At 44.0% G+C, this 19,220-nt stretch carries 24 protein-coding genes; 1 reads left to right on the top strand and 23 read right to left on the bottom strand.

All coding sequences use genetic code 11. From position 1 onward, the window contains the following. Positions 1-16: 16 nt before the first annotated feature. Positions 17-925, top strand: a complete 909-nt coding sequence (locus FTT86_RS06840; RefSeq protein WP_005252222.1) for a lysine exporter LysO family protein — start codon at positions 17-19, stop codon at positions 923-925. Between the two features lie 435 nt (positions 926-1,360). Here the strand turns inward: FTT86_RS06840 and pyrF are convergent, their stop codons facing one another. From pyrF to FTT86_RS06725, 23 genes are all read right to left on the bottom strand, one after another. Continuing rightward, the gene (pyrF, locus tag FTT86_RS06835) at positions 1,361-2,041 is read right to left on the bottom strand and encodes an orotidine-5'-phosphate decarboxylase (RefSeq protein WP_004278851.1); all 681 of its coding nucleotides are present in this window, start codon (positions 2,039-2,041) and stop codon (positions 1,361-1,363) included. Between the two features lie 36 nt (positions 2,042-2,077). Further along, positions 2,078-2,437 carry a lipopolysaccharide assembly protein LapA domain-containing protein gene (locus FTT86_RS06830; RefSeq protein ID WP_004278852.1) on the bottom strand — a complete coding sequence of 120 codons (360 nt, stop codon included), beginning with the start codon at positions 2,435-2,437 and terminating at the stop codon, positions 2,078-2,080. 24 nt (positions 2,438-2,461) lie between these two features. After that, on the bottom strand, positions 2,462-2,767 hold the full coding sequence (locus FTT86_RS06825) for an integration host factor subunit beta (protein WP_004278853.1): 306 nt from the start codon (positions 2,765-2,767) through the stop codon (positions 2,462-2,464). A gap of 163 nt (positions 2,768-2,930) precedes the next feature. Next, on the bottom strand, positions 2,931-4,607 hold the full coding sequence (gene rpsA / locus FTT86_RS06820; RefSeq protein ID WP_005252225.1) for a 30S ribosomal protein S1: 1,677 nt from the start codon (positions 4,605-4,607) through the stop codon (positions 2,931-2,933). A 110-nt stretch (positions 4,608-4,717) separates the two neighbouring features. Next, positions 4,718-5,401 carry a (d)CMP kinase gene (gene cmk, locus FTT86_RS06815; protein ID WP_004278855.1) on the bottom strand — a complete coding sequence of 228 codons (684 nt, stop codon included), beginning with the start codon at positions 5,399-5,401 and terminating at the stop codon, positions 4,718-4,720. A gap of 17 nt (positions 5,402-5,418) precedes the next feature. Beyond that, positions 5,419-5,850 (bottom strand): SRPBCC family protein, encoded by a 432-nt coding sequence (locus FTT86_RS06810; RefSeq protein ID WP_005247314.1) that lies wholly within the window; start codon positions 5,848-5,850, stop codon positions 5,419-5,421. A 60-nt stretch (positions 5,851-5,910) separates the two neighbouring features. Further along, entirely contained in the window at positions 5,911-6,426 is a 516-nt protein-coding gene (tadA, locus tag FTT86_RS06805) for a tRNA adenosine(34) deaminase TadA (protein WP_034436192.1), read from the bottom strand. Positions 6,427-6,432: 6 nt separating this feature from the next. After that, on the bottom strand, positions 6,433-7,554 hold the full coding sequence (locus tag FTT86_RS06800) for an enoyl-CoA hydratase/isomerase family protein (RefSeq protein ID WP_005252229.1): 1,122 nt from the start codon (positions 7,552-7,554) through the stop codon (positions 6,433-6,435). Beyond that, a complete protein-coding gene (gene ung, locus FTT86_RS06795; protein ID WP_005247316.1) occupies positions 7,551-8,264 on the bottom strand; it encodes a uracil-DNA glycosylase in 714 nt (237 codons plus the stop codon). The genes FTT86_RS06800 and ung overlap by 4 nt, the downstream gene beginning before the upstream one ends. Positions 8,265-8,310: 46 nt before the next feature. Then, on the bottom strand, positions 8,311-8,907 hold the full coding sequence (locus FTT86_RS06790; RefSeq protein WP_004278864.1) for a 6-carboxytetrahydropterin synthase: 597 nt from the start codon (positions 8,905-8,907) through the stop codon (positions 8,311-8,313). A 152-nt stretch (positions 8,908-9,059) separates the two neighbouring features. Then, positions 9,060-10,031 carry a type II secretion system minor pseudopilin GspK gene (gene gspK, locus FTT86_RS06785; RefSeq protein ID WP_180180890.1) on the bottom strand — a complete coding sequence of 324 codons (972 nt, stop codon included), beginning with the start codon at positions 10,029-10,031 and terminating at the stop codon, positions 9,060-9,062. Positions 10,032-10,037: 6 nt separating this feature from the next. Continuing rightward, positions 10,038-10,679: a type II secretion system minor pseudopilin GspJ gene (gspJ, locus tag FTT86_RS06780; RefSeq protein ID WP_180180889.1), complete on the bottom strand. Its 642-nt coding sequence runs from the start codon at positions 10,677-10,679 to the stop codon at positions 10,038-10,040. Then, on the bottom strand, positions 10,676-11,245 hold the full coding sequence (gspI, locus tag FTT86_RS06775) for a type II secretion system minor pseudopilin GspI (protein ID WP_257229625.1): 570 nt from the start codon (positions 11,243-11,245) through the stop codon (positions 10,676-10,678). Before gspI ends, gspJ begins: the two co-directional genes overlap by 4 nt. Then, a complete protein-coding gene (locus FTT86_RS06770) occupies positions 11,235-11,786 on the bottom strand; it encodes a type II secretion system protein (protein ID WP_180180888.1) in 552 nt (183 codons plus the stop codon). The genes gspI and FTT86_RS06770 overlap by 11 nt, the downstream gene beginning before the upstream one ends. A 14-nt stretch (positions 11,787-11,800) precedes the next feature. Next, a complete protein-coding gene (locus tag FTT86_RS06765; RefSeq protein ID WP_180180887.1) occupies positions 11,801-12,415 on the bottom strand; it encodes a TetR/AcrR family transcriptional regulator in 615 nt (204 codons plus the stop codon). 40 nt (positions 12,416-12,455) lie between these two features. After that, positions 12,456-13,229, bottom strand: coding sequence for a TatD family hydrolase (locus tag FTT86_RS06760; RefSeq protein WP_180180886.1), 774 nt, complete (start codon positions 13,227-13,229; stop codon positions 12,456-12,458). Between the two features lie 27 nt (positions 13,230-13,256). Continuing rightward, positions 13,257-13,598, bottom strand: a complete 342-nt coding sequence (locus FTT86_RS06755; protein ID WP_004278877.1) for a PilZ domain-containing protein — start codon at positions 13,596-13,598, stop codon at positions 13,257-13,259. 15 nt (positions 13,599-13,613) lie between these two features. Then, positions 13,614-14,594, bottom strand: a complete 981-nt coding sequence (locus FTT86_RS06750) for a DNA polymerase III, delta' subunit (protein WP_005252242.1) — start codon at positions 14,592-14,594, stop codon at positions 13,614-13,616. Positions 14,595-14,608: 14 nt separating this feature from the next. Beyond that, positions 14,609-15,370 (bottom strand): 3-deoxy-manno-octulosonate cytidylyltransferase, encoded by a 762-nt coding sequence (gene kdsB / locus FTT86_RS06745; protein ID WP_005106564.1) that lies wholly within the window; start codon positions 15,368-15,370, stop codon positions 14,609-14,611. Between the two features lie 12 nt (positions 15,371-15,382). Continuing rightward, positions 15,383-16,387 carry a tetraacyldisaccharide 4'-kinase gene (gene lpxK / locus FTT86_RS06740; RefSeq protein ID WP_004645471.1) on the bottom strand — a complete coding sequence of 335 codons (1,005 nt, stop codon included), beginning with the start codon at positions 16,385-16,387 and terminating at the stop codon, positions 15,383-15,385. A 3-nt stretch (positions 16,388-16,390) separates the two neighbouring features. Next, positions 16,391-18,118: a lipid A export permease/ATP-binding protein MsbA gene (gene msbA / locus FTT86_RS06735; protein WP_148334409.1), complete on the bottom strand. Its 1,728-nt coding sequence runs from the start codon at positions 18,116-18,118 to the stop codon at positions 16,391-16,393. Beyond that, complete coding sequence (locus FTT86_RS06730) at positions 18,118-18,540, bottom strand: biopolymer transporter ExbD (RefSeq protein WP_180180885.1); 423 nt, start codon at positions 18,538-18,540, stop codon at positions 18,118-18,120. The genes msbA and FTT86_RS06730 overlap by 1 nt, the downstream gene beginning before the upstream one ends. Positions 18,541-18,550: 10 nt before the next feature. Then, a complete protein-coding gene (locus FTT86_RS06725) occupies positions 18,551-19,189 on the bottom strand; it encodes a MotA/TolQ/ExbB proton channel family protein (protein WP_064102730.1) in 639 nt (212 codons plus the stop codon). Between the last annotated feature and the right edge of the window lie 31 nt (positions 19,190-19,220).

Below are 19,220 nucleotides of genomic sequence, written 5' to 3'. Positions count from 1 at the left end.
TCAATCCATTAAATTTATGCAATCGCTTTGGCTCATCTTCCAGCTTCTATTCTGTCTAGCACTCGGCTTTGCGATGGCAAAACGAATTCCGCTTTTGATTATTAAAATCTGTTTCAAGCTCTTGCCCTATTTTAGCTATGTTTTATTGATTGCGATTGCTTTTGAGTTTTCACAACTGGTAGATGAATTACAGTATCCCCTACAGATTTTGAGTACGTCAATCAGTATTGCTTTCCTGACATCGCTTGGCGCTTTTACATTTTGCTATCTGCTCTTTAAATGGTCAGGTTATCTTCCGAGTTCCGGTCAAGTATCTCTTGATCTAGTACTTAAATCCTTACTGAACATGAGTTATGCATTTTTGGCTCTTGCTGGCGGATACTTCTTACATACAGGTTTAAGTCTATTCGATCTGTCCTTGCACATCAGTACCTGGCATTTGTTACTGGTCTTTATGTTCATGATTGGCTTAGATCTGGCTTATTCACCTTTAGATCGTTCCTGGTTAAATTTTAAAATTCTCTTAGTTCCAATCGGTTGTATTTTCGGTTCATTATTCGCGGTCATGCTTTATTCATTCTGGAACACCGACATCAGTCTGAAAGATTTGATCATGCTGTCACAAGGCTATGGATTTTACTCAATGTCAGGCGTTGTCGTGACAGAACTCAGAAATGCAGAACTCGGCAGTATCGCCCTGATGAATGACCTGTTTAGAGAAATTTTTGCCATCTTACTGATGTATTGTATGGGTTGGAGATATCCAAGATCGGCCATTTCCGCAGCGGGTGCAACTGCGATGGATGTGACTCTGCCGATGGTTAAACAGGCCTGTGGGCATGATTTTATTCCACATGCCATGGTCAGTGGTTTTATTTTGTCACTGTTAGCACCAGTCATGGTGAGTGTACTGGCAGCGATTTAATTACTTTATCACTTTCTCAATCTCACTAAATTCCTCTTTTATAAAGAGGAACTCTCCTCCCTGATTCAGTTTAAAAGCAGAATTTTAAAACGAAGCACAAGCAAGTAGGCCGAGAGGGCTGACTAAAAACTTAAATCAATATCACTTAAGGCATCGCCTACTGTTTCAATAACATCCGAAACAAGACTGATGGCATCAGATGCCAAACTGACCACATCGATCCCCGCTGTCCGATCTGCTGAGCTTGCCTGCTGTTGTTGCTATTCTTGTTGCTTAAGCTGTTCTGCCTGTTGAATATTTTGAATCACGTCATTCTGTACTTTTTCTAATTGTGGTTCAGATGAAGTCATCATTTTTCCTTTTTATTTTATAACCATTTTTTCAATATATAAAAAAAGCCTTTCGACTGAAAGGCTTTTTGTCATTCAAACCGTATTAAAGCGTTGCCAAAATATCTTTCAAAGTCTGACGCATATTTTTAGACTGGGTAATCGGGCGACCAATTACCAGATGTGTTGAGCCATCTAGCATTGCCTGTTTCGGTGTCACAATACGTTTCTGGTCATCTGCATTCGACCCTTCTGGACGAATGCCGGGTGTCACTAATGCAAAGTCTTTTCCAATCGTTTCACGTAACATTTTCGCTTCTTGAGCTGAGCAAACCACCCCATCTAGACCACTGTCTTTTGTCAGTTGTGCCAGACGTTTTACATGCTCATTTGGCTCAATATCCAGACCAATATCTTTCAAGTCTTCACGGCCCATTGACGTCAATACAGTCACTGCAATCAACTGAGTTTTATAATTACCCGCTTGCAAACGCTCTACACAGGTTTCCATCATCTTGCGGCCACCTGAGGCATGCACATTGACCATCCACACACCCAAATCTGCTGCCGCGCATACTGCCTGTGCTGTTGTATTTGGAATATCATGAAATTTCAGATCCAGAAATACATCAAAGCCTCTATCTTGAAGTGCTTTGACAATAATTGGACCTTCATGGGTAAATAACTCTTTACCAACTTTAAGTCGACACAAGGCAGGATCTAACTGTTCTGCAATGGCTAAGGCATCAAATTGGCTTTTGGCATCTAGTGCGACGATGATACTCAAGAGATTACCCCTTCATATAGGCAAAAAATAAGCCCATTATAATGGGCTTTGATTTTCATTGGTAATATCTAATACAGTTTTTTCATGCCGGGTATGGGCTGCTGCTTCAGCGGCCATTAACTTGGCTGTATTCAACTGTTCCTTACGTAGATGTTCAATGTCTTTACGCAGTCGTTTAATTTCCCAATTCGTCTGAAAAACCCGGAAGATCTGAACGCCCAATAACAGGCCCAAAACGACACCTAAAGATAACGTGAGGAGAAGTAATAATCCCAGGCGCATTGCGGGAACTTGAGTAAATAACAAGTCCACTGACAATTCGGTACCGTTTTGCAAAACCAAAGCTAATGAATAACCAAACAGTACCAATAAAAGAATGACCAGAACGTAACGCATGAACACCCCGCAAAATATTTACAATTATTTTTGTGCAGACTCGTTCACAGCGTCACGAAGTGCCTTGCCTGGTTTAAAGTGCGGAACTGCTTTTGCAGCCACTTCTACTGATTTACCAGTTTTAGGGTTACGACCTACGCGCGGTTCACGGTGATGCAATGCAAAACTACCAAATCCACGAATCTCGATACGATTGTCAGTTGATAATGCTTCTATCATTTGATCAATCATAATTTTAACTGCTTCTTCCACTAAAGGCTCAGCCAAATGCGGATTTTTTAACGCAATACGCTCTATTAAGTCAGACTTATTAAGTGCTTCAGTAGTCATCTGCGACCTCTTTAATTATCAAGCTACTTGGGATCTATTTCCCGATAATAACCTGTTTAAATACAAAACGGTAGCGCAATAATTAAATACTACGCTACCGTTTACAGTATTTGTATAAAAAGTATTAGTTAACTTACATTAACAATACAATTCAAACGCTTACTTAGTTGCCCATTTGAGCTTTGATCAGGTCACCAATCGTCTTAGGACCATTGTCTTGACCAACAGGAGCTGTTTTCAAGTTAGCAACTGCTTCTTTCTCTTCAGCTTCGTCTTTCGCTTTGATAGACAAGTTGATTGCGCGAGATTTACGATCTACGTTGATGATCTTCGCTTCAACTTCTTGACCAACTTCAAGGAACTTAGTTGCATCTTCAACGCGGTCGCGGTTGATTTCAGATGCTTTCAGAGTCGCTTCAACTTCGTCAGCTAACTTAACAGTAGCGCCTTTAGCGTCAACTGCAGTTACAGTACCTTTAACCAACGCACCGCGTTCGTTAGCAGCAAGGAAGTCATTGAACGGATCGTTGTTCATTTGCTTGATGCCAAGGCTGATACGGTTGCCTTCAGCGTCTACAGAAAGGATAACTGCTTCAACAGTGTCGCCTTTCTTGTAACGACGAATCGCTTCTTCGCCTTGTTCGTTCCAAGAAATATCAGACAAGTGAACTAGACCGTCGATACCGCCTGGCAAACCGATGAAGATACCGAAGTCAGTGATAGATTTGATCGTACCAGAAACTTTTTCGCCTTTGTCGTGATCTTTAGCAAACTCTTCCCATGGGTTAGCACGAGTTTGTTTGATACCAAGAGAAATACGACGACGTTCTTCATCAACTTCAAGAACCATAACATCAACTTCGTCACCAATCTGAACAACTTTAGATGGGTGGATGTTTTTGTTCGTGTGATCCATTTCTGAAACGTGTACTAAACCTTCAACGCCTTCAGCGATTTCAGCGAAACAACCGTAGTCAGTCAGGTTAGTTACGCGCGCTTTAACGATTGAACCTTTAGGGTAACGGTTCATGATCGCTAACCATGGATCTTCGCCAAGCTGTTTAAGACCTAGAGAAACACGGTTACGTTCGCGGTCGAATTTAAGTACTTTAACAGTAACTTCTTGACCCACTTCAACAACTTCTGAAGGGTGCTTGATACGTTTCCAAGCCATGTCAGTGATGTGAAGAAGACCATCAATACCGCCAAGGTCAACGAATGCGCCGTAGTCAGTAAGATTTTTGATCGTACCAGTAACTGTTTGACCTTCTTCAAGCTGAGCAAGAAGAGCTTCACGGTCAGCTGAAGATTCAGCTTCCATAACAGCACGACGTGAAACAACAACGTTGTTACGTTTAGCGTCAAGTTTGATTACTTTGAATTCTAACTCTTTGCCTTCTAGGTGAGTAGTATCACGAATAGGACGAGTATCAACTAAAGAACCTGGAAGGAACGCACGTACTGGACCGATGTCAACAGTGAAACCACCTTTAACTTTACCAGAGATAACACCAGTAACGATTTCGCCGTCTTCAAAGATTTTTTCAAGTTTAGTCCAAGTTTCTGCGCGTTTAGCTTTTTCGCGAGAAAGAACTGTTTGACCCATACCGTTGTCAAGTGCTTCAACAACTACGTCTACAGTGTCGCCAACTTGAACTTCAAGTTCGCGCTGTTCATTTAAGAACTCAGCACGGTCAACAACGCCTTCAGATTTAAGGCCAGTGTCAACAGTTACCCAATCAGAGTCAATGCTTACTACAACGCCCTGGATAACTGCACCCTTTTCAACGTTGAGGTTTAATTCGCTTGCTTCAAAGAGGGCTGCAAAAGATTCGGTCATGATATTTCCGATAAAGTCAGCGGTCTTGGATCAGACAAGGCCGGTTTAATTAAGCATCTACATAGTCCATATAAAACTGATCAAGCTATGCGTTTGCTGATAAAATTGGGTTAATTTGCTAACTGCTGATCCACATAAGTGGTCATCAGCTGGAATACTTCATCGATATTCAAATCTGAACTATCAATAATGTAAGCATCATCCGCAGGCTTGAGTGGAGCGACAGCGCGTTCCGTATCTCGTTTATCGCGAGCGATGATATTAGCTAAAATGTCGCTTATTTTAACATCCAGTCCCATGCCCTGCAACTGCTTTACACGTCTTTGCGCGCGTGATTCAGCCGAGGCCGTCAAATATATTTTTGCCTGAGCATTCGGGAAGATACTTGTCGCCATATCACGTCCGTCTGCTACCAGACCAGGCGCCTGTGCAAAGGCATGCTGACGTGAAACCATCGCTGTTCTAAGCTCAGGAATTGCTGCAACTTTTGAAGCAAACTCTCCTACCCGTTCAGTTCGAATAGTTTGGGACACATCTTCACCATCCAGCCACACCTGCACCCCGGTGTCGGTACTGACAAACTGGATATCTAAATTTGTTGCGATTTGTACGCATTCTGGCAATTTCGTGTCTAGCGAATCCAGCAAATCATGGTGATGCAATGACAAACCCAAAAGGCGGTATAAAGCACCAGAATCCAATAAGTGAAACTGATAATGTGCAGCCAGTTTCGCTGCTAACGTGCCCTTGCCAGACCCACTTGGACCATCAATGGTAATAATTTGAACTGTCATTGCTTTCCCGTTGTTGTTTAAACAGATTTTGCGAGTTTTGTCAGGCCTAGTTTAATCGCTGCCTGTAACTGTGCAAGGATTAATTTACTCACAAAAGGCGCACGTGCCTGCAATTCAATCGTATAAGTTACTAACGTTTTGTCATCAGCCAGTGCTTCAAATTCAATAATGCCTAAATGATGCTTGATCAATGGATTTTTAATAATCTGATATTCGATGCGATTATTTGGCTCGAACAAGGTAATTTGTTCTTTCAGCGGCTTCACTGGCCCCATACCCATTGCACGTACTGAACCGAGTCCATCAGGATATTCAGCATCCGCAGAATCCTTGATTCGTTCGACCTGCATCGGTGCGAAGGCAATATTATAGGTGGCATGCTTGGACATCAAATTGAAGACATCATCAAGGGCTGCCGGGAATTCTTTTTTTACTTGAATGCTGTTCATTATTGTTCCTGAAGATTGCAGATATTTGAAAGTAAGCAAATTTTAGCGGATAAAGCAGATTTATTTCTGCGTATTTAATAACTTTTCTTGTAACTTGAGTTCTCGTTTCTGCTCGCGGCGCAACTTAAAAAATGCACTCAGCTGTTCAGAGCATTGCTGCTGCATGCAGCCTGCCTCGAAAGAAAATACGTGATTATAATAACCGGTTTCAAACAGTTGACGCGCACTCACCAGTGAGCCTGCTTTCGCTTCAAATGCCCCAAATACTACCCGTGAGACCCGCGAATGCACCAGCGCACCGACACACATGGTGCACGGCTCAAGAGTCACATAGAGCACCGCATCATCAGGTAAACGATAATTTTGGATGTTTTGACAGGCATCACGTAGTGCAACAATTTCAGCATGTGCAGTCGGATCATTTAATGTGATGGGCGCATTAAACCCTTGGCCAATGATCTGATCCTGACTAACGATAATTGCCCCGACAGGGATTTCTCCCTGTGCAGCAGCAAGTGCAGCCTGCTCGTAAGCACGCTGCATCCAGTATTCATCTGTAAATTGTATTTCGGACATTGAGGCTTAAATCACACCATAATGCTTGAGCAGCTCATTCCAGCTTTCGATAGTCGTAACTGGAGGATTCCCAGCCAGGATACCTTTTAAGCTCATATCTGCACCTTTTTTCCACTCAGGACTAAGGTCTTTATCGACCAGACGTGCGCGCACACCTTCGACAAAGTCATGATGACGGATTTTCCAGTCAGAAATTTGAACTTCTAGTTCGAAAACTTCATTCCAGGAATGTACCTGCTTACCCCATTGCCATAATAACCAGGTCAAGGCTGCGGTGGTGGGTGAACCTTTTTTCAGATTTTCACTGGCCTGACGTAACCAGTCACTGCGCGCATCACTCAGGCCAATAATCGACTCATAATCATGCTCGAAGTTGATACCACGGCAAACACTATGAATCACATCCAGAGAGTTTTGCAGCGGTCCCGGGCCGACCGGACGGTGCATGCTATTCAGGGTGTCATCAATGGCACGGAAATCACCCGCAGGATAATGCTCCCAGTCGATATTAATGACTTTATCCAAAACTGAATCACGCTGTGTATCACAAATATGCGTTGCCCAGCCAATCCCATAAGCACCAGCAGCAGTCATGATTGATCCGGTCAAGCCAGTAAATAGACCAATCGCACCACGATCTGCCAGAAAGCGGGTTGCACCCACGTCTGGATACAAACCGATATTAATTTCAGGCATTGCCAAACGTGAATACGGCGTCACTAAACGGAAAGGCGCTGCCATAAACAGGCCCAAGCCACCGCCCATCACATAACCTTCACCCCAGACTAAAACAGGTTTGGCATAATTATGCAATAACAGATCAAGTGCATATTCTTGTTCAAAGAACTTATTGGCGGCCGCGACTTCGTCATTAATCACTAACTGACGCAGTTTACGCACATCCCCACCCGCACAGAACGCTTTCGGTGTGGTTGAATCCAGCCAGATGGCTTTTACGCTGTCATCATGATGAAAGTCCTGAAATACTTCCAATAATGCGGAAGCAATCGATTCATCGAGAGCATGCAAAGATTTCGGGCGATTTAAACGAACGATACGCCAACCATTGTGCGCTTCTTCAACAATTAAATCCGGATGATAATGTTTAGTAAGGGGAGAGTATTTCATGCGTCCAGCTGCCAATCTATAGGCTCAATGCCATGTTGTTTGAGGTAATTATTCGATTTTGAAAATACTTTACAACCAAAAAAACCACCACGGTTTGCGGCCAAAGGCGATGGATGTGCTGCCTTTAACACGAGATGCTTGTCTTGATTGATGCGCTGTCCTTTACGCTGTGCGTATGCGCCCCAAAGAATAAAGACAATATGTTCACGCTGTTCATTTAATACATCAATGACGTGATCAGTAAACTCTTCCCAACCGCGCTTTTGATGCGAAGTCGGCTGACCTGCTTCAACGGTCAATACTGCATTTAACAGAAGCACACCCTGCTCTGCCCAATGCGTCAAGTCACCATGCTTCGGTCTTTCAACCCCGACATCAGCATGTAACTCATGAAAAATATTACGCAAAGATGGTGGTAATGCAACCCCCTTTTGTACGGAAAAACTTAATCCATGCGCCTGATTTGGGCCATGATAAGGATCTTGCCCTAAAATCACCACTTTCACCCGATCTAGCGGCGTGGTATTCAAAGCATTAAAAATCAGATGATTGGGAGGATAAATGATTTTATCTGCTTTTTTTTCTTCAACGAGAAACGCTTTTAATTCATCCATTTTCGGACTGAGCAAAAATTCACTCAATCCATATTTCCAGCTTTCATCCAACTGAACTTTATTCAGCTTGGCCAGTTGCTGTTCATTTAAAGACATTCTTCAATCCTAAATCTATGTCAATGGATTTAAAGTCACGCAGACTTTAAATCTGTACCTGTAAATCTACTGTAGGGTTATGAAATGGCGTGCCCTGTTTGAGCTTGGCAAACATGTCCGGATCTGTCCATTCAGCTTGCACCTGTTCAGAGAACTCAAGTTGTTCCAGGCTCAGAATCCCCATTTGTTCATTTTGAATATCTTCTAAAAAACTTTGTGCATAGCCGGTGTCGGTTTCATGCACAATCACAGAATAGACTTCGACATCACCTTCGCCATTTTGAGTCACGGTCGATGCCAGCACTTGCTGTGCCAGAAAGAAGAAAATACGTGAAAACTGCTCTGCTGATGGCGATACCGGCAAAGACACCCAGCGCGCGCTGAAATTCTTGCAGGCCTGAATATATTCCGGATCGTCATTTTGCCAGAAGCAGATAGCATGATCGAAAGAATCAAAAAAATCCTTAATCACACCTTTAAGCAGACCAAAGTCATAGACCATTTGACCATGATCTAGCTTCGAGGCTTTTAGTAATAACTCGACTTTATAACTATGGCCATGGATCGAACGCTTACAGCGATCTGACGTGCAGTTACGCACAATATGAGCATTCTCAAACTTAAATAACTTACGAATTAACATATGCCGTAATGTCGTCAAAAAATAGGTGAATTAATTTTGATTATAAAGCAAAAGTAAGGCTTTGAGGATTAATTTTGCTATTTAGCATGATAGGGAAAAGGCATCAGCCCGGCATTTGCGCTTATACAGTCTGTACAATTCATGAGCTAAAATTAAAATGGCGCCATGCTACGATAGGCTACATAAACCTGTTTGTCCTGACGAACCAGATCACTGCTGAATTGGCGCTTACGCTCACTTAAAACCACTTCGATTCGGGCTTTAAAATAATTGGATTGAACCCCAAGCAGGCTGTTAAATAGATTACGCTTATCCGCATCAACCTGAGCAAAAGGCTCCAGTGACCACAGGTCAGTCACATTGGAAAAGTGTTCCAAGTTGGCCTGACGCTGATCCAGCAATTGCTGCACTGCATTCACATCCAGCTTTTCATCCATACTAGCCAAAAGAAAAGCTGAAGCGGTATTAATATTGACCAGGCTCTCCTGCACCGGTGCAGTACTCAGATAAGGTGCTATCAGCTTATATTTATTCTCTTCAAAACCGCGTACCAGCTTTAATTCTTCTACGCTGTGAAATTTTGCATTCGGTGGCAAAGCAGCATTGGGCAAGCCTTGATAATAGTTAGATTCAGCGCCCATGCCCCCACTGACCAGCTCGTCTGCATCCTGCCAGTCAATGACTGCTTCACTCAGCTGTACCGGCAAACCGGTACGTTTTAAAATCAGCTCGAACCATGTTTTGGCATTTTCATTGACTGTGCCTTCGGCAGTGATCAGGCTATTTAAATTAAACTTTCCCGATTCATCCTGCACAATTCCGGAGACATAACCGTCATCTACCGGAAAAGCCGGCATGGGTTGCGCCCAGGTTTCCTGCAGATGGTCGACCTCTGCAGCATTTTCAGCATCATCGACCAGCAATTCAGAAAAAAAGGCCTCGGCACTTTTGGCATACATGAGAGACTGGTTTTGTCGCATTAAATAAGCAGTGCTTTCAGCAGTTGCAGCCTGACGCTGGGCAATCGTGGCAGCCAAAATAGTCGCTAGCGCTACCATCACCAGAATGGTAATCAGTGCAATGCCCTGCTGCTGCTTGATCATGATCGCTTTATTCATTTTCATTTCTTATTATTCTGAGCTGGGTTGACCGGTGTTCTGAGTATCAAGCAAAAAGTCCGTATTTAATAAACTGAACATCCATTCATAGCTAACGCCATTCACGGTTAAATTGATTTTAATCCCTTTAGGCAAACGCTGTTTATGCTCTAACAGATTCAGATCAGCAGAAGCATCTGGCCATTGCGTGAGCTCATTCGGATTGAGTACGACGATCTGGAATTGTTCTACTTCCGACAATAAAACACTGGATTCTGGCTGATCTTGACCTGTCTGATTCAGATTCCGGTATTTCAGGCGATAAAGCTTCTGCTCATCGGCTCGATACTGATATTCAATGCGCTCATCTGGGGAAATCCCTTCTTCCAAAGGATCAGTTACCCCGGTTTTACTGAAATTAAAGCGTCCGTTCTGCAGCACTAGAGCCGGTTGAATATCCCCATTGATGTTGGCCGTTAAGGGGACTGTCTGTACGGTATCTCGCAGAATCTGCTGATAGGTTTGTTGTAACTGACCTAGACGCTGTTCATGAATCACATTCTGATCTTTAGTTTTGACAATATAATCAAAAACTTTCCAGCCCAAAGCAGACAGCACCGCAAAGATCGCAATTGCGACCATTAATTCAACCAGGGTAAATCCTTTAGGCTTCATGGAGTATTGTTCATGCGATGATTAAAGAACATCAGGTTACTGATGCCAGACTCAACCTGACCACTGTCCTGATTAACCAGACTCACCTGCAGCTCGATCCGTTGTACATTCGGACTAACCGTCGGTTCACTGCGTTTATCGATCTGCCAGGTTTCACCTTGCTGGGTCAGCTGTTTGGAAGCCGTCCCTTCCATCCATTCCTGATTAATTTCCATTTGTGCCACTTCATTTAAGGCAACAAATTGGGCCTTGGTACGTAGAATAGCATTCGAGGTCGACTGGGTATATTGCATTGCGACTTTGGTCAGGGTCATGGCTGCGGTCGCAAAAATTGCCAAGGCCACCATAACTTCCAACAAAGTAAAACCTGAGGCACGATTAAGTCGAGTAACACTCGACCGTGCCGCAAGTCCGAAAGCTATGCTTGAGGAGCAGCGATAAACAAAACAACGTTTCGTCCGAGCGCAAGATGACGAACCGTGTTCGGAGTGCACACGATTAAGCCGAGTAATACTCGGCCTGATAGCACCAAATCCAGTATTCTGCTTGAAATATCTAGATTTCATTGATTTTACCCAAATGATCAATCTCAATCGCAGCACCCACTTCACGGTCTTCTAAAAAGAACTGAATCCGCACCGGTTTGACTTCACCATTGCCGAGCCAGATCAATTGAGGTGAATTTGCCTGAGTCAGATCACGATTTTGTGCATTGGCATAACGCTGCTGTTCCAGTGCCTGAATCTGAAAGGAAACATGATCAGGTAAATTACGCAATTTAAAATCTGCATAACTTTGCCATTTTTCATTTTGCAGGTTCGGTTCATTCTGCGCTGCTGAACGATATTCTATAATTCCATAACGAAATGGCGTGACATCTGTTGCTGGCTGAACGTCAAGCGCGAGTATTCTAGACTGGTCATTGGCCTCGCGTAGCACCCGTTGTAAGTCCACCAATAAAATTTCACGCGCCTGCATCGCTTTGCGCTGATCGACACCACTGGTATTGAGCAGCACTAGTGACGCCATAATCCCCATAATCACAATCACCACCATCAATTCGATGAGGGTAAAGCCACGAACTGCACTGTGAGATGATCTGATCATACTAAGCTCTAACCTTAGGCAAACTGCTCGGCAGAATGCACCTGCTTTGGCAAAGCCAGTGCTTGATCGATATAGGCCACGCGCAAGGTATCGCGTGAACCCAGATAACGCTGATAAAAACTGGAATTGAGAATTGCAGCGGCGCCATGGGTCAGTGACCAGATCGACGCCAGATAGTCACGCACCGACATGCGGCTATGAATTGAAACCAGATAACTTTCTGTCATGCGGATGATCAGGCGTAAACGCTGTTTGCGTACCTGATACAGTTCACTGAATAGATGCTGAATTCCCACGCCAGTCGTCGACAGACGTTCTTCAATCTGATGGAACAGCACCGTACGTTCCGGATGATGTAAATGGTGCAACATAAAGAAGGCCAGATGTTCAGGAAAAACTTTATCACTATCCTGAATCATTTCCAGCAACATGCGCTCATTACGGATAATCAGCAACATATACAGTTCATCTTTACTCTGAAAATGTTTATAGAGTGTCCCTTTGGCCAGATCAAGTTCAGCAGCAAGCGCATCTAGCGTCATTCCTGCTTCACCATTTTCCAGCAGGAGCTGCTCTGCGACTTGAAAAATCAAGGTTTCTCTTGCTCGAAACTGAGCCTGACGATCCATCTTCACCCTATAAACTCTCTTGTACTTTATATAACTTTATTTACTTTAAATTTAGAAGATTTTCAAAGTTCTGCTTTGTGATAGAAGCCATTTCTTCTAGCGACTTATCATATACATCACAAAGCGCTTTGGCTACATAAGGAACGTATTTAGGTTCGTTAGATTTACCACGATATGGCATCGGCGCAAGATAAGGACTATCGGTTTCAATCAGTACACGATCCAGCGGAACCTGTTTGGCCACATCGCGCAGATCCTGGGCATTTTTAAACGAGATAATCCCGGAAAATGAGACATAATAACCGCAGTCTAAAACCGCTTTGGCAGTTTCCCAATCTTCAGTAAAGCAATGCAAGATGCCATGCGTGGATTTTTCCGCACGAATAATATCCACGGTATCATGCTTGGCAGCACGGGTATGTACCACCACCGGTTTCTTGGTCATTTGCGAAGCATGGATATGACGGGCAAAGCAGGCTTTTTGTTCTTCGACAAAATCTGTACTGTGATAATAATCCAGACCGGTTTCACCGAGTGCCCAGACTTTTTCAGGCTGTGCCAGCTCGACCAGATATTCGGTCGTGGCACGCGCCATGGTCGCAGCATCTTCGCAAGGATGTACCCCGACGGTATAACCGACATCCGGGTGACGCGCGGCAATTTTCGCCAGCGCGATATGATCATCCAGATCGACCGAGATACTCATGAACCTGGATACACCCGCTTCACGAGCCTGAGCCAATGCCTGATCCAGATCACCATGATATGGTGTCAAATCAAGCAGGGTTAAATGACAATGAGTATCTACAAACACGATGCGTTCCTACCAAGGGTAAATTAACTACATAGTGTAACTTTTACGTCCTTCAGATTTAAGACCTGCAACCAGACGATCTGCTTCATTTTTAAAATAAACGCCTTTTTCACCGCTTAACTGGATGCCAAAGCCTTGTGGCTTGATGCCATTCTGCTTTTGCGAGACCCAGATGACTTTACCGGTTAAAGGAATTTTCTGGGTCTGGTCAGGCAAAGTCGTCAATACAAAAACCTCTTCGCCCAGTTTGACCGGCTGCTTGGAAGGAATAAAAAGCCCACCACCCACAACATAAGGCATATAGCTGGCAAACAGTGTTTCAATGTCAGGAATATTGGCCTGAATAATACCGCCCATACGTGGTTGCATGTGATTTCCCCTTAATTAAAGATTCATCAGCTTGATAAACAATTCATCAATAACCAGATTGCTTTGGACATTCTGTTCAAGGAATTGTTTAGCGCGCTGAAAATCTTCATAAATTTTAAAAAGTGCTTCTAATGAATATTGTTCGGCAAGTACATTGAATTCAAGGTCAGTGTTTTTCACCGTCTGATTTAGCTTGACACAAATTAAATCGGACAACAAGTATTCAAACATTTGAGCAAAGTCACCAAAATTCAGGTTTTTATTCCATTTGGTCGCAATTGCCATCGGCATATTTTTTTGCATGACCAGTTTTTGCCAGTCTTGCAGGAATTCCTGACGTAGTGGCAGCCAGGCACTTTGTGCAATCTCTAGTGCCTGTAACGGCATCTGATTGGACAGGTTCATCAATAACTGTTGTTGGCTAGCACCTGCATCTGGGAGCTGATTCTGGACATAATCGCTAAATTGTTCTGCGGAAATCCGGTCCAAAGCAAAATGCTGCAAACGACTGCGTATAGTCGCGGGCAATTTTAAATAATGATTCGCCAGTAAAATAATGACCGTATTATCACCGGGTTCTTCCAGTGTTTTGAGTAAGGCATTGGCAGAGGCAATATTCAAGGCTTCTGCCGGCTCAATCACAATCACGCGCCAGCCATCTACAGTCTGTTGCACAAAAGGCAGCAGATCGCGAATCTTCTCGATCTTGATTTTGGCATTCTGTTTTTTATTGTCGTCATCGGTACTGATATGCACATAGTTGGGATGGGTGTCTGCCTTTAACCATTGACAGCTACTGCATTCACCACATGGCCCGGCAGGCTGACGATTCAGGCATAACACCCAAGCCAGAAACTGTTGGGTAAACGCTTCTTTACCACAGCCTTTTTTTCCATAAAACAATAAACCATGTCCAAGCTTAGGAAAGCGCCCGGTCAGGGTTTCCCAAACCTGTTGCTGCCATGGATAGATATGTGCATTGACATCAAAAGGCATGTATTTGACTCTTCTTAGGCAAAATGGGAAAGATCCATCTGATTCAGGCGATCCAGATCTTCCTGAGTATCTACCCCTGGCGGCAAATTGGCTTCAGCCACCGCAATGGCAATACGGTGTCCATTTTCCAGTACCCGTAACTGTTCTAGAGATTCCAGTTTCTCCAGCACACCCATTTCCCAGGTCACATATTCTTGCAACAGTTTTACCCGATAGGCATATAGACCTAAATGACGATAGGCCTGATCATGCAGCTTCGGTTCAGCGAGTTTCGCGCCATCACGGTCATAAGGAATGGTAGCACGGCTAAAATACAGTGCCTGCTGCTGTTTTGACATTACGACTTTTACAATGCTGTCGCGTTTGAATTCATCCAGTTGATGGATCGGCTCACATAGCGTCGACATGGAAGATTCAGGCTGATCTTCCAAGAGTTGAGCAACCTGTTTTACCAGTTGCGCCGGCAGTAAAGGTTCATCCCCCTGTACATTGACAATGATGTCATCACTGGCCCAGCCTTTAGTTCGAGCCACTTCACTCAAGCGGTCTGTGCCTGAAGGATGATCCGCTGAGGTAATCACCACATCAATGCCTTCAGCACGGCAAACGGCTGCAATACGCTCATCATCAGTTGCCACACACAGATCGTCAAAACCTTGCACTTTTTTGGCTTGGTCCACTACCCGCAGAATCATGGGACGACCATGAATTTCCAGCAAAGGTTTACCCGGTAAACGTGAACTGGCGAAACGTGCAGGAATAACAATGTGTTTCATAATGAATGAGCCTTAAGAAATTTGAATACCGTATTGTTGTAACTGTTGCTGCAAGACTGTATAGCAGGCTGGCGATAGGACTGCATCGACTGGCACCACCCAGATATCCTGTTTAAAATCTGGATATTGTTTAAGTAGCGCCATAATTTTTATTGCGTCTTTTTCAGTGGTAATAATCGGATTGTTATCATCGAACTGTAAATCTTCAATGTCATAGTCATGATGGTCTGGAAACTCATGACACTGAAATTGTTCTATGCCTAAATTTTGCAAGGTCTGATAAAACCGCTGTGGAAAGCCAATGCCGACTACCGCATAAAAAGCCGCTTGAGGATCAAAGATTTTATTGTTGTCCTGATTAAGCAAATAAGGCTGTGATGCAGCCAGATGCATATGCAGTTCAGAGCTTGGGTTAGCCGAATGCTCAATTACGGTTCCCGTTTTCAAACGGGTCACTGGTTCACGTAGATAACCTTCTGGAAGCAGTTTCTGATTACCCAGACCGCGATTATTATCCAGCACAATCCACTCAATCTGGCGATTCAAGGCCCAATGCTGCAGGCCATCATCACAGATAATCAGATCCAGTTCATGTTTGTGCAGCAATAACTCGATACTTTTCTGCCGGTTGGGACCAACTGCCATCGGCACGCCTGTTGCCTGTACAATCAAAGCAGGCTCATCTCCGACAATCTCCGGCAAGGTATTAAAGTCGACATAGGCAGGAAATGGACCTTGGCCGCCATAGCCTCGACTGATCACGCCTACCCGAACATTTTTCTCGGTTAAATAATCCACCAGATGAATCAACAAAGGTGTTTTACCGCTACCACCGACTGTGATGTTACCAATTACCATAACGGGAATTGGTGCACTATAACTTTTTTTAATGCCTTTTTGATAAAGCCAGTGATTGCTGACAAAACCCAGGCGATATAACCATGACAAAGGACGCAGCACCACCAGCCACTTTGCCTGTGCATTCCAAGCATCCTGAATGATTTGTGCCAGTGCCATAAGTTACTGTTCCTCAAAGTTACGCTGATGCAACTGATAATAAGCACCATGTAGCGCAATCAGTTCGGCATGACTGCCCTGCTCAACAATACGGCCCTGATCCATGACCACAATACGATCCGCGTTTTCAATCGTCGATAAACGGTGTGCAATTACGATGGTCGTACGGTCCTGCATGGCTTTATCAAAGGCACGCTGAATAAAGTATTCCGACTCGTTATCCAGCGCACTGGTCGCTTCATCCAGAATCAGGATAGAGGCATTTTTCAAAATTGCGCGTGCGATCGCGATGCGCTGACGCTGGCCACCAGACAGGTTTAAACCCTGGGCACCCAGCTGAGTATCATAACCTTGCGGCAATGCCATAATAAAATCATGCGCATAGGCTGCCTTTGCTGCCGCGATAATATCTTCATCGGAAGCACCTTCGAGCTGACCATAAGCAATATTTTCACGCACGGTACGGTTAAACAGCACCACTTGCTGGTTCACCATAGCAATCTGGGTTCGCAAGGCGGTAATTTCAAAATCTTCAATCGGTTTCTGATCCAGCAAGATCTGCCCAGAAGTTGCATCCTGATAACGCACCAGCAGATTCACCAGAGAACTTTTTCCTGCACCAGAACGTCCTACCAGCGCTACTGTTTCACCGGCCTTGACCTGCAAATTAAAGTCATGAATAGCACGATGGCCATCATCATAAATCAAGTTGACATCTTTAAACTCGATATCGCCTTTCAGGCTATCCGTTAAAGTCCCGGTATTTTTTTCTTCAGGCATATCCAGCAATTCAAATACCGAATGAGCCGCAGCCATACCACGTTGAATTTTTTCATTGATATCCGTCAAGGCTTTGATCGGTCTTGCCAGCATACCCGCCGCAGTAATATAAGCGACAAATTCACCCGCAGAGGTATCACCCAGAATTTGCGGACGCAAGGCAATAAACATCACAATACTCAGTGAAATCGACATGATCAGCTGAACCACAGGACTATTCAACTGTTGTACAGCGACCATTTTCAAGCCACGACGCAAGTTTTCCAGCGAGTTCTGTTTAAAGCGTTCCTGCTCATAACTTTGCCCTCCAAAACCCTTGACGATCAGGTTGGCATTCACCGTTTCCTGCACCACATGGTTTACATCACCCATGGTGTCTTGCACTTGCTGCGATAATTTACGCATCCGTCTTGCAGCTTTACTGATAATAAAGCCAATGACGGGTGCAAAAATCAGGATACACATGGTCAGACGCCAGTTGGTATACAACAGGTAGCCTAATAATGCCAGAGTGATCAAACCTTGTTGCAACAAGGTTCTTAAAGCTTCAGTTGAAGCAGCAGTTAGCTGTTCAACGTTATACATGATTTTGGCAGTAATATGCCCGCTGGTATTATCCAGATAATACTGGGACGGTAAACGCAGCAATTTTGCAAAAACTTCCTGACGGATGTTGAATACCAGATTCCGGGAAATTACCGCAGTAAAATATCCACCCATGAACAAACCCAGGCCCCGGAAGAACATGAGTATGACCACTAAAAACGGGAAAAGTGATGTGAAACTCTGGTCTTTATTTTGAATCGCCTCAATAATATATTCTAGTAATTTAGCGACAGAGACTTCCGTAGCGGCATTAATAGAAAAACCCAGCAGGACAAGCAATGCAATGCCCCAAAACGGTTTTAAATAACTTAAAAGGCGAAGATAGACCTTAAAATCGTGCTTCACTAATAACCTCGGGAGGGTACTTTGGTACTGATATTAATATTTACAAAGCCGAGCTGCCCGGCCACATCCATGACACGAATCACGTCCTGATGGCTGGCTTTTGCGTCAGCTGCAATAACAAATATTAAATCACGGCGTTCATTAGAAATCTGTTTAATTGCAGTATTTAAATCCGCGACTTCCTTACTGGCCAAGGATTGACCATTGACTGCGTAATGACCATTGGCATCCACAATCACTTCAACTTTCTGATCATAGCTTTTAGGCGGTACACCTTGCGCATCCGGCAAGGTCAGATTCATTCGGCTCATTTGGCTAAATGTCGTCGATAACAGCAAAAAGACCAGAATAAACAGCAGACAATCAATCATCGGTGTCAGATTAATATGTACATCTTCCACCTGGTTGCGTTTGAATTTCATCATCCGCCTCCTAGCTGGCTTTTTGCATGTCTTGGTCTATGTCTGCATGATTGCGATAAAAAAGATCCGCATGAAACAAAGTCGCTTGCTGTTCAAGTTCAGCCACATATTCCTGAACCAGACGCTGAAAATAACGATGGGCAAACAGTGCAGGAATTGCAATCAGCATACCGGCTGCTGTGGTAATTAAAGCCTTGGAAATACCGGGCATCATCAAGACCGGATCACTTCCAGTTCCCACATCGATCATCAGGAAAGACTCAATAATCCCAAGTACAGTCCCCAACAAACCGAGTAAGGGTGCAACTGCACTCAGCGTACCCAGAAAATTAATATTTTTTTCCAGATACCCGATTTCCTGTGAAGCCGCTACTTCCATCTGCGCGCGAGCATACTGCTCACCCTGCTGTTTAGTCGCATAACCTGCGGTAAATACCCGACCCAAAGTACTACGCTTTAAGGCCGCACTTTGATTCATTTTTTGCATGACTTGTGCAGCATTTTGCGACGAACCCATTAACAGAGTCAACGGAAGTACTGCGTTCTTTTTCAGGCGAATCAGGCGTTCGATCGAAATCGCCAGCATAAAGATAGAACACAAGACCAATGGGAGCATGAGCCAGCCACCTGCTTTAACCAATTCCCACATCTAATTTATTCCCCAATAAAAAAATATATAA

Origin of the sequence: Acinetobacter sp. YH01021, assembly GCF_013420255.1 — a bacterium.
Classification (GTDB): domain Bacteria; phylum Pseudomonadota; class Gammaproteobacteria; order Pseudomonadales; family Moraxellaceae; genus Acinetobacter.
This window is presented reverse-complemented; position numbering and strand designations above follow the sequence as displayed.